This is a genomic window from Streptomyces sp. FH025, from assembly GCF_017427025.1.
Classification (GTDB): domain Bacteria; phylum Actinomycetota; class Actinomycetes; order Streptomycetales; family Streptomycetaceae; genus Kitasatospora.
In genome coordinates, this window is the sequence record NZ_JAFLNG010000349.1 from 1 (window position 1) to 7,932 (window position 7,932).

Below are 7,932 nucleotides of genomic sequence, written 5' to 3' on the forward strand. Positions count from 1 at the left end.
CCCGGAAGGCTCGGCGTACACCCAGGCCGGCACGGGCGCCGCGGACGCGGCGACGGCGGGCAGGTCGCCCGCCAGCTCCCCGCGCAGCAGCGTGGCGAGGGCGGCCGGCGTGGGGTAGTCGAAGACCAGCGTCGCGGGCAGCCGCAGGCCGGTCTCGGCGTTCAGGCGGTTCCGCAGTTCGACGGCGGTCAGCGAGTCGAAGCCGACGGCGGTGAACGGCCGGCCGGCGTCGATCGCGTCGGCCGAGGCGTGCCCCAGGGTGGCGGCGACGTGGGCGAGGACGAAGTCCAGTAGCACCCGGTCGCGCTCCGTGCCCGAGACCGCCGCGAGCCGCCGGCGCAGCGCGTCGGCCGCGTCGGCGCCCGCTCCGGAGGCCGCGGCCGAGGCTGCGGCACGCCGGAAGGACACGCCGGCCAGGGTCCGCCACAGCGGCGGGACGTCCGTGCTGCCCGAGGCCTGCGCCCGCAGCGACGCCACGTCGAGGCGGGCGGGCATCAGCACCGCCTCGTCCCGGCCCAGCGCCACGTCCAGGACGACCAGGCCGTCCTCGGCTCCGAGCGGAACGAAGCCCCGGTCGATGCGCGACAGCGAGGTCCGGTCGAGGTTCCGGCCGATGCCGGATTCGTGCATCCACGGACCGAGCTGCAGCGACATGCCCGCGAGGCCCTCGGCCCGGCGGTAGCCCGCCAGCGCGTCCAGGAAGGAGTTGGCGCAGACGTAGCTGCCCTGGCCGGCCGCGCCGAAGGTCGACGCCGCGGACGAGAACAGGACGAAGTGCTCCAGGTCCAGGTCCCGGGTGAGTTCGTGCAGGTGCCAGGCCGCGTCGACCTTCGGCCGCATGACCGCGGCCAGCCGCTCCGGCGTCAGCGACGCGATCACGCCGTCGTCGACGACGCCCGCGGAGTGGACGACGGAGCCCAGCGGGCAGTCGGCCGGGACGGCCTCCAGCACCGCGGCCAGCGCGTCCCGGTCGGCCGCGTCACAGGCGACGATCCGGACCCAGACGCCCAGTTCCGCCAGCTCGGCCGCGATGGCGGCCACCCCTTCGGCTCCCGGGCCCGAGCGGCTGGTCAGCACCACGCCGCCGGCCCGTCCGGTCGCGGCCAGGTGGCGGGCCACCAGTGCGCCCAGGGTTCCCGTGCCGCCCGTCACCAGCAGCGAACGGGCCGCCGGATCGGCGGTCGGCTCGCTCGGCCAGGCGACCGGCACCAGTTCGCCGGACGGGCGGGTCAGCCGGCGGCCGTAGGCGTCCTGTCCGCGCAGCGCCAGCTCGGGCTCGTCACCGGCGACCACGGTGGGCAGCAGGGCCATCTGGTCCCTGGCGTCGACGGCGGACAGGTCGACCAGGACCAGCCGGTCCGGGTTCTCCGCCTGCGCCGACCGCAGCAGGCCCCGGACGGAGGCCGCGGCCAGGTCCGTCGCCGCCTCGCCGACCGCCTCCACGGCGCCGCGGGTGACGACCACCAGCCGCGCGGTGTCCAGGCGCGGCTCGTCCAGCCACTCCCGCACCAGCCGCAGCGCCTCGGTCCCGGCCCGCCGGACGGTGCCCGGGAGGTCGGTGCCCGCGTCACCGTCGGTGCTCGCGTCGTCGGTGCCCGCGTCGTCGGTGCCCGCGTCGTCGTCCGCGCCGAGCAGGGCGTCGGCGCACACCAGCACCGTGCCCGGGCCGTCCTCGCCCGCCTCGACGGCGGCGGCCAGCTCGGCGATGCCGGCGAAGGAGCGCACCTCCACGCCCGCCGCGCCCAGCCCGTCGACCAGGCCGAAGCGGTCGGCGCCGAGCAGCGCCCACGCGCCGGCCGGAATGTCGGCCGGGGCCACCCGGGTCCAGTCCTGGACGAACAGCGAGTCGGTCAACTCGCTCTGGGAGGATCGCAGTTGATCCATCGAGACCAGTCGCTTCACCAGCGAGCCCACCGTCACCACCGGAGCACCGGTGGTGTCCGCGGCGGTCAGCGACAGACCGCCCTGGGCGTCCTGGCGCAGCCGTACGCGCAGGACCGAGGCGCCGCCCGCGTGCAGTTCGACGCCGGTCCACGCGAACGGCATCGGCACCTGGCCCGGCTCGGCCTCGACGACCGGCTCGGCCAGGACCGAGGCGTGCAGGGCCGCGTCGAGCAGCGCCGGGTGCAGACCGAACGCGCCCGCCTCCTGCGCCACCTCCTCCGGCAGCGCCACCTCGGCGAACACGTCCTCACCGCGGCGCCAGGCGGCCCGCAGACCGTGGAACGCCGGGCCGTAGACCTCCGCGAGGTGCACCGGGTACAGGTCCGTGACGTCCACCGGCGAGGCGCCCTGCGGCGGCCACGCCACGAAGTCCTCGTCGGCCTTCCCGGCCGTCAGGGCGGGGGCGACCACGCCGCCCGCGTGCAGGACCCACGCCTGCTGTGCGACCGCGTCCTCGGGGCGGGAGAACACCTCGACCCTGCGGCGGCCCTCCGCGTCGGGCGCGGCCACGACGACCTGGAGCTGGACCCCGCTGCGGTCGGCGGGCAGCACCAGCGGCGCGTGCAGGGTCAGTTCCTCCAGCAGGCCGCAGCCCACCTGGTCGCCGGCCCGCACCGCCAGCTCGACGAACCCGGTTCCGGGCAGCAGTACGACCCCGCCGACGGCGTGGTCGGCGAGCCACGGGTGGGTGCGCAGCGACAGCCGGCCCATGCACACCAGGCCGGCGCCGCCGGCCAGTTCGACCGCGGCGCCGAGCAGCGGGTGGCCCACCGCGCCCAGGCCCAGCGACATCGGGTCGCCGCTGCCCGAGCGCGACGAGCGCAGCTCGCCCAGCGTCCCCTTCGGCCAGAACCGCTCGTGCCGGAAGGCGTAGGTCGGCAGGTCCACCTGCCCGGCGGCGGGCAGGACGGTCCTCCAGTCGACGGGGGCACCGTTGACGAAGGCCTCGGCGAGGGAGGTGACCAGGCGGGTCGCGCCGCCGTCGTCGCGGCGCAGGGTGCCGCAGACGGCGGCGGGTACGGCCCCGGGGCCGGCTGCCTGGGTGGCCTCTTCCAGCGACTCGGTCATCGCGCCCAGCAGGACGGGGTGCGGGGAGACCTCGACGAACACCCGGTGGCCCTGGCCCGCGAGGGTGCGCACGGCCCGGTCGAAGTGGACGGTGGCGCGCAGGCTGGCGTACCAGTACGCGGCGTCCAGCTCCTCGCCGGTCAGCGTCTCGCCGGTCATGGCGGAGACCATCGGGATACGGCCCTGGCGCGGTGCCACGCTCGCCAGGACGGAGAGGATCTCCTCCTCCAGGCGCTCGACCTGGGCGGAGTGCGAGGCGTAGTCCACCGCGACCATCCGGGCGCGGACACCCTCGGCCTCGAACTCCGCCTTCAGCTCCTCCAGACCCTCCGGGTCACCCGAAACCACCACCGTGGCCGGGCCGTTGACCGCCGCCAGCGACAGGCGCTCACCGAAGCGCGCGATCCGCTCCTCCGCGACGGCGGCGGGGCAGCTCACCGAGAGCATCCCGCCCAGACCCGCCAGCGCCTTCAACGACTGCGACCGCAGCGCCACCACCCGGGCACCGTCCTCCAGGGACAGCATCCCGGCCACCGTCGCCGCCGCGATCTCACCCTGCGAGTGACCGGCCACCGCTTCGGGAGCCACACCCGCGGCCTCCCAGACGGCAGCCAGCGACACCATCACGGCCCACAGCGCCGGCTGGACGACATCCGCCGCCTTCAGCTCCGGCGCGCCCTCGGCACCGGCCAGCACCTCGTCCAGCGACCAGTCCACGTACGGCGCCAGAGCCTGCGAACACTCCGCCAGCCGGGCGGCGAACACCGGGCTCACCGCGGCGAGTTCCCGGCCCATGCCGACCCACTGCGACCCCTGACCCGGGAAGACGAACACCGGGCGCGCATCGGCCCGGGCCACGCCCGAGACGAGGGAGCCGCTGGGCAGACCGTCGGCCAGGCTCTCCAGACCGGCCACCAGCTCGGCACGGTCGCCGCCGACCACGACGGCCCGGTGCTCGAAGGTGGCGCGGTGAGCCGCCAGCGACCACGCCACGTCCTGCGGCTCGGCCTCCGGTCGGGCCGCGACCCAGTCGCGCAACTGGCCGGCCTGGGCCGACAGCCCGTCCGCCGACCGCCCCGACACCAGCCACGCGCCGACCCCGGACACGACCGGAGGAGCGGTCTCCTCGGCCGGCTCGGCTGCGGCCTCCTCGGCGGGCGCCTCCTCCAGGATGAGGTGGGCGTTCGTGCCACTGCCGCCGAACGACGACACGCCCGCGCGGCGCACCCGCTCCCCGGCCGGCCAGGCGACCGGCTCGGTCAGCAGCTCCACCTCACCGGAGTCCCAGTCGACGTGCGGCGTGGGCTCGTTCACGTGCAGGGTCTTCGGCAGCTGCCCGTTGCGCAGCGCCATCACCATCTTGATCACACCGGCCACGCCGGAGGCCGCCTGGGTGTGCCCGAGGTTGGACTTCACCGAGCCCAGCCACAGCGGCTGGTCCCCGGCGCGCTCCTGGCCGTAGGTCGCGAGCAGGGCCTGGGCCTCGATCGGGTCGCCCAGCTTGGTGCCGGTGCCGTGCGCCTCCACCGCGTCGATGTCGGCGGCCGACAGCCGGGAGTTCTCCAGCGCGGCGCGGATCACCCGCTGCTGCGAGGGGCCGTTGGGCGCCGTCAGACCGTTGGACGCACCGTCCTGGTTGATCGCCGAACCGCGGATCACCGCCAGCACCTTGTGGCCGTTGCGGCGCGCGTCGGAGAGCTTCTCGACGACGAGCACGCCGGTGCCCTCGGCCCAGCCGGTCCCGTTGGCGTCGTCGGAGAAGGCCCGGCAGCGGCCGTCCACCGACAGGCCCTGCTGCCGGGAGAACTCGACGAACATGCCCGGCTGGGCGAGGACGGTCACACCGCCGGCGAGTGCCATCGAGCACTCCCCGGCGCGGATCGCCTGGCAGGCGAGGTGCAGCGCCACCAGGGAGGACGAGCACGCGGTGTCGACGGTGACGGCGGGGCCCTCCAGGCCCATGACGTACGACACCCGGCCCGAGAGCACGGCGGTCAGGTTGCCGGTCATCATGTGGCCTTCCAGCCCGGCCGTGCCCCCTTCCGCCAGCTCCAGGTTCACCAGGTAGTTCGAGGTGAAACCACCGACGAAGACACCGGTCTTGCTGCCCTTCAGGGTCCCCGCGTCGATTCCCGCCCGCTCCAGGGCCTCCCAGGCGACTTCGAGGAGGAGCCGCTGCTGCGGGTCCATGGCGACGGCTTCGCGCGGGCTGATTCCGAAGAACGCGGCGTCGAATCCGCTCGCGTCCTTCACGAACGCCCCGGAATTGGTGTACGAGCGGCCGGACTTGTCCGGGTCCGGGTCGTAGATGCTCTCCAGGTCCCAGCCGCGGTCGGTGGGGAACTCGCCGACCGCGTCACCGCCGGCCGCCAGCAGCTCCCACAGCTCCTCCGGGCTCTCCACGTTGCCCGGGTAGCGGCACGCCATGCCCACGATCGCCAGCGGCTCGTACTCGCCGGCCTCGAGCTTGTGCAGGCGCTTGCGCGTCTCCTGGAGCTCGGCCGCGGTCTTCTTGAGGTAGTCGAAAAGTTTCTCTTGGTTATCCACAGTGACCCCTTACCAAAATGCCGTCAATTAGCGCGAAGTAACTAGTTGGACAGACCAAGTTCCTTGTCGAGAAACTCAAACACCTGGTCGGGTGTTGCCGACTCGAGTTCGACCTCGCCGGTGCCGGACTCCGCTTCGCCCTGCTTTTCGATCCACTTCGACAGAATGCTCTGCAGCCGCCTCGTGATCCGCTCGCTCGTGTCCTGGTCGGGCGCCGCACCCGACAGGCTGGATTCGAGCCGGTCGAGGTCGTCGAGCACGGGCACCGAAGCCGTCTCGTCCGGGGCGAGTTCGGTGCGCAGCCAGGCGGCTACCGCCACCGGAGTGGGGTAGTCGAAAATCAACGTAGCGGGCACCCGCAGTCCGGTCGCAGTGTTCAACCGGTTGCGGATCTCCACCGCCGTCAGCGAGTCGAAGCCCAGCTCCTTGAAGGCCTGCTGGGCCTGCACGCCCTCGGCCGACGCGTGGCCCAGGACGACGGCCGCCTCGGCCCGCACCAGGTCGGTGAGCAGCCGCTCCTGCTCGGCGCGGGCCATGCCCGCCAGCCGGCGGCCCAGGTCGCCCTCGGCGGGGGCCGCGGCCTCGGCGGCGCGGGCGCCGGCCGTGGCGAGCCGGCGGACCTCCGGCAGGTCCCGGACCAGCGGCGCCTTGGGCAGGTCCACCGCGGTCTGCGCCAGCACGGCCCAGTCGACGTCCATCACCGTCACCACGGCGTCGGGGCCCTGCAGCGACTCGCCCAGCGCCCGGACCGCCAGCTGCGGGTCCATCGCCGACATCGGGAGCTTCTTCATCCGCTCCCGGATCGCCTCCTTGGACTCCGCCAGGCCGCCGCCGCCCCACTGGCCCCAGGCCACCGACAGACCGGCGAGGCCGCAGGCCCGCCGGTTCTCGGCCAGGGCGTCGAGGTAGGAGTTCGCGGCCGCGTAGTTGCCCTGCCCGGCGGAGCCGAGGGTCGACGCCGCGGAGGAGAACAGCACGAAGGCGTCCAGGTCCAGATCGGCCGTCAGCTCGTCGAGGTGGGCGGCGCTCGCGGCCTTGGCCGCCAGCACCGTCTCCAGCCGCGCCGGGCTGAGGCGGTCGACCACGCCGTCGTCCAGGACGGCGGCGGTGTGCATCACCGAGGACAGCGCGGGGCCGCTCTCCCCGGTCCAGGCCACCAGCCCGGCCAGCGCCGAGCGGTCGCTCACGTCGCAGGAGACGACGTCCACCCGGGTACCCCGGGCGGCCAGGTCGGCGACCGTCGCGGCGACGCCGGCGGCGGCCGGACCGGAACGGCCCGTCAGCACCACGCGCCGGGCGTCCCCGTCGGCCAGCCAGCGGGCCACGTGCCCGGCGATCGCGCCGGTGCCACCGGTGATCAGCACGCTGCCGCGCGGCGTCCAGCGCCCCTCGCCGCGCGCCTCGGCGGCCCGGCTCATCCGGCGGCCCAGGATCCCGGCCGGCCGGATGGCGACCTGGTCCTCACCGCAGCCGGCGAGCACCGCGACCAGCCGGGCACCGGCCCGGTCGTCCAGCACCTCGGGCAGGTCGACCAACCCGCCCCAACGGTCCGGGTGCTCCAGGCCGACGACCCGGCCCAGACCCCAGACCTGCGCCTGCGCCGGACTGGTCGGCACCTCGCCGGGCGCGGCCGAGACCGCGCCGCGGGTGGCCGGCCACAGCGGCGCCTCGATCCCGACGTCACCGAGCGACTGGATCAGGGCCAGGGTGGCGGCCAGGCCGCCGGCCACCACCGGGTGCTCCGGCAGCGCCGTCTCGTCCAGCGCCAGCAGCGACAGCACACCGGCGACGCCGGCCGGCTCCGCACCCGCGTCCCGGAGCGTCCGGGTGAGCAGTGCGGCCAGGTCGTCGCGGTCCGTCGTCCCGGCCGGGACCTCCACCACCGCGACGTCGGCACCGCGGATGCCCAGCGCGAGCGCGCAGCCCTGCACCAGGTCGTCGGCCGCCGACTCCGCGGGGACCGCGACGAGCCAGGTGCCGGACAGCACGCCCGGGTCGGGCTCGGCGACCGGCGACCAGCCCATCCGGTAGCGCCAGCTCGCGGTGGTCGACCGCTCCAGGTCACGGCGCCGCCACGAGGTCAGCGCGGGCAGCAGCTCGCCGAGTTGCTGCTGCTGGTCCTCGATCGCCAGCGTGTCCGCCAGCTGCTCCAGGTCGCCGCCCTCGACGGCCGCCCAGAACGCCGCCTCGGCCGCCGTGCCCGAGCCGTCCCCGCCGGAGGCCGAGGAGCCGGCCGTCAGCGCCGACGGGACCTTCGGCCAGAAGCGGTCGTGCCGGAAGGCGTACGTCGGCAGGTCCACCCGCTCGCCGGCGGGCAGGACGGCCGTCCAGTCCACGGGCGCGCCGTTGACGAAGGCCCCGGCCAGCGAGGTG

General features: G+C 75.1%; 2 protein-coding genes. Both read right to left on the reverse strand.

Annotated features, from left to right (window positions below; translation table 11 throughout):
* Positions 1-5,559 (reverse strand): type I polyketide synthase (locus J0670_RS39990; RefSeq protein ID WP_207813568.1); only part of this gene is annotated, 5,559 nt, incomplete at its 3' end.
* Between the two features lie 41 nt (positions 5,560-5,600).
* A partial coding sequence (locus J0670_RS23145) for an SDR family NAD(P)-dependent oxidoreductase (protein ID WP_207813569.1) occupies positions 5,601-7,932 on the reverse strand: 2,332 nt, incomplete at its 5' end.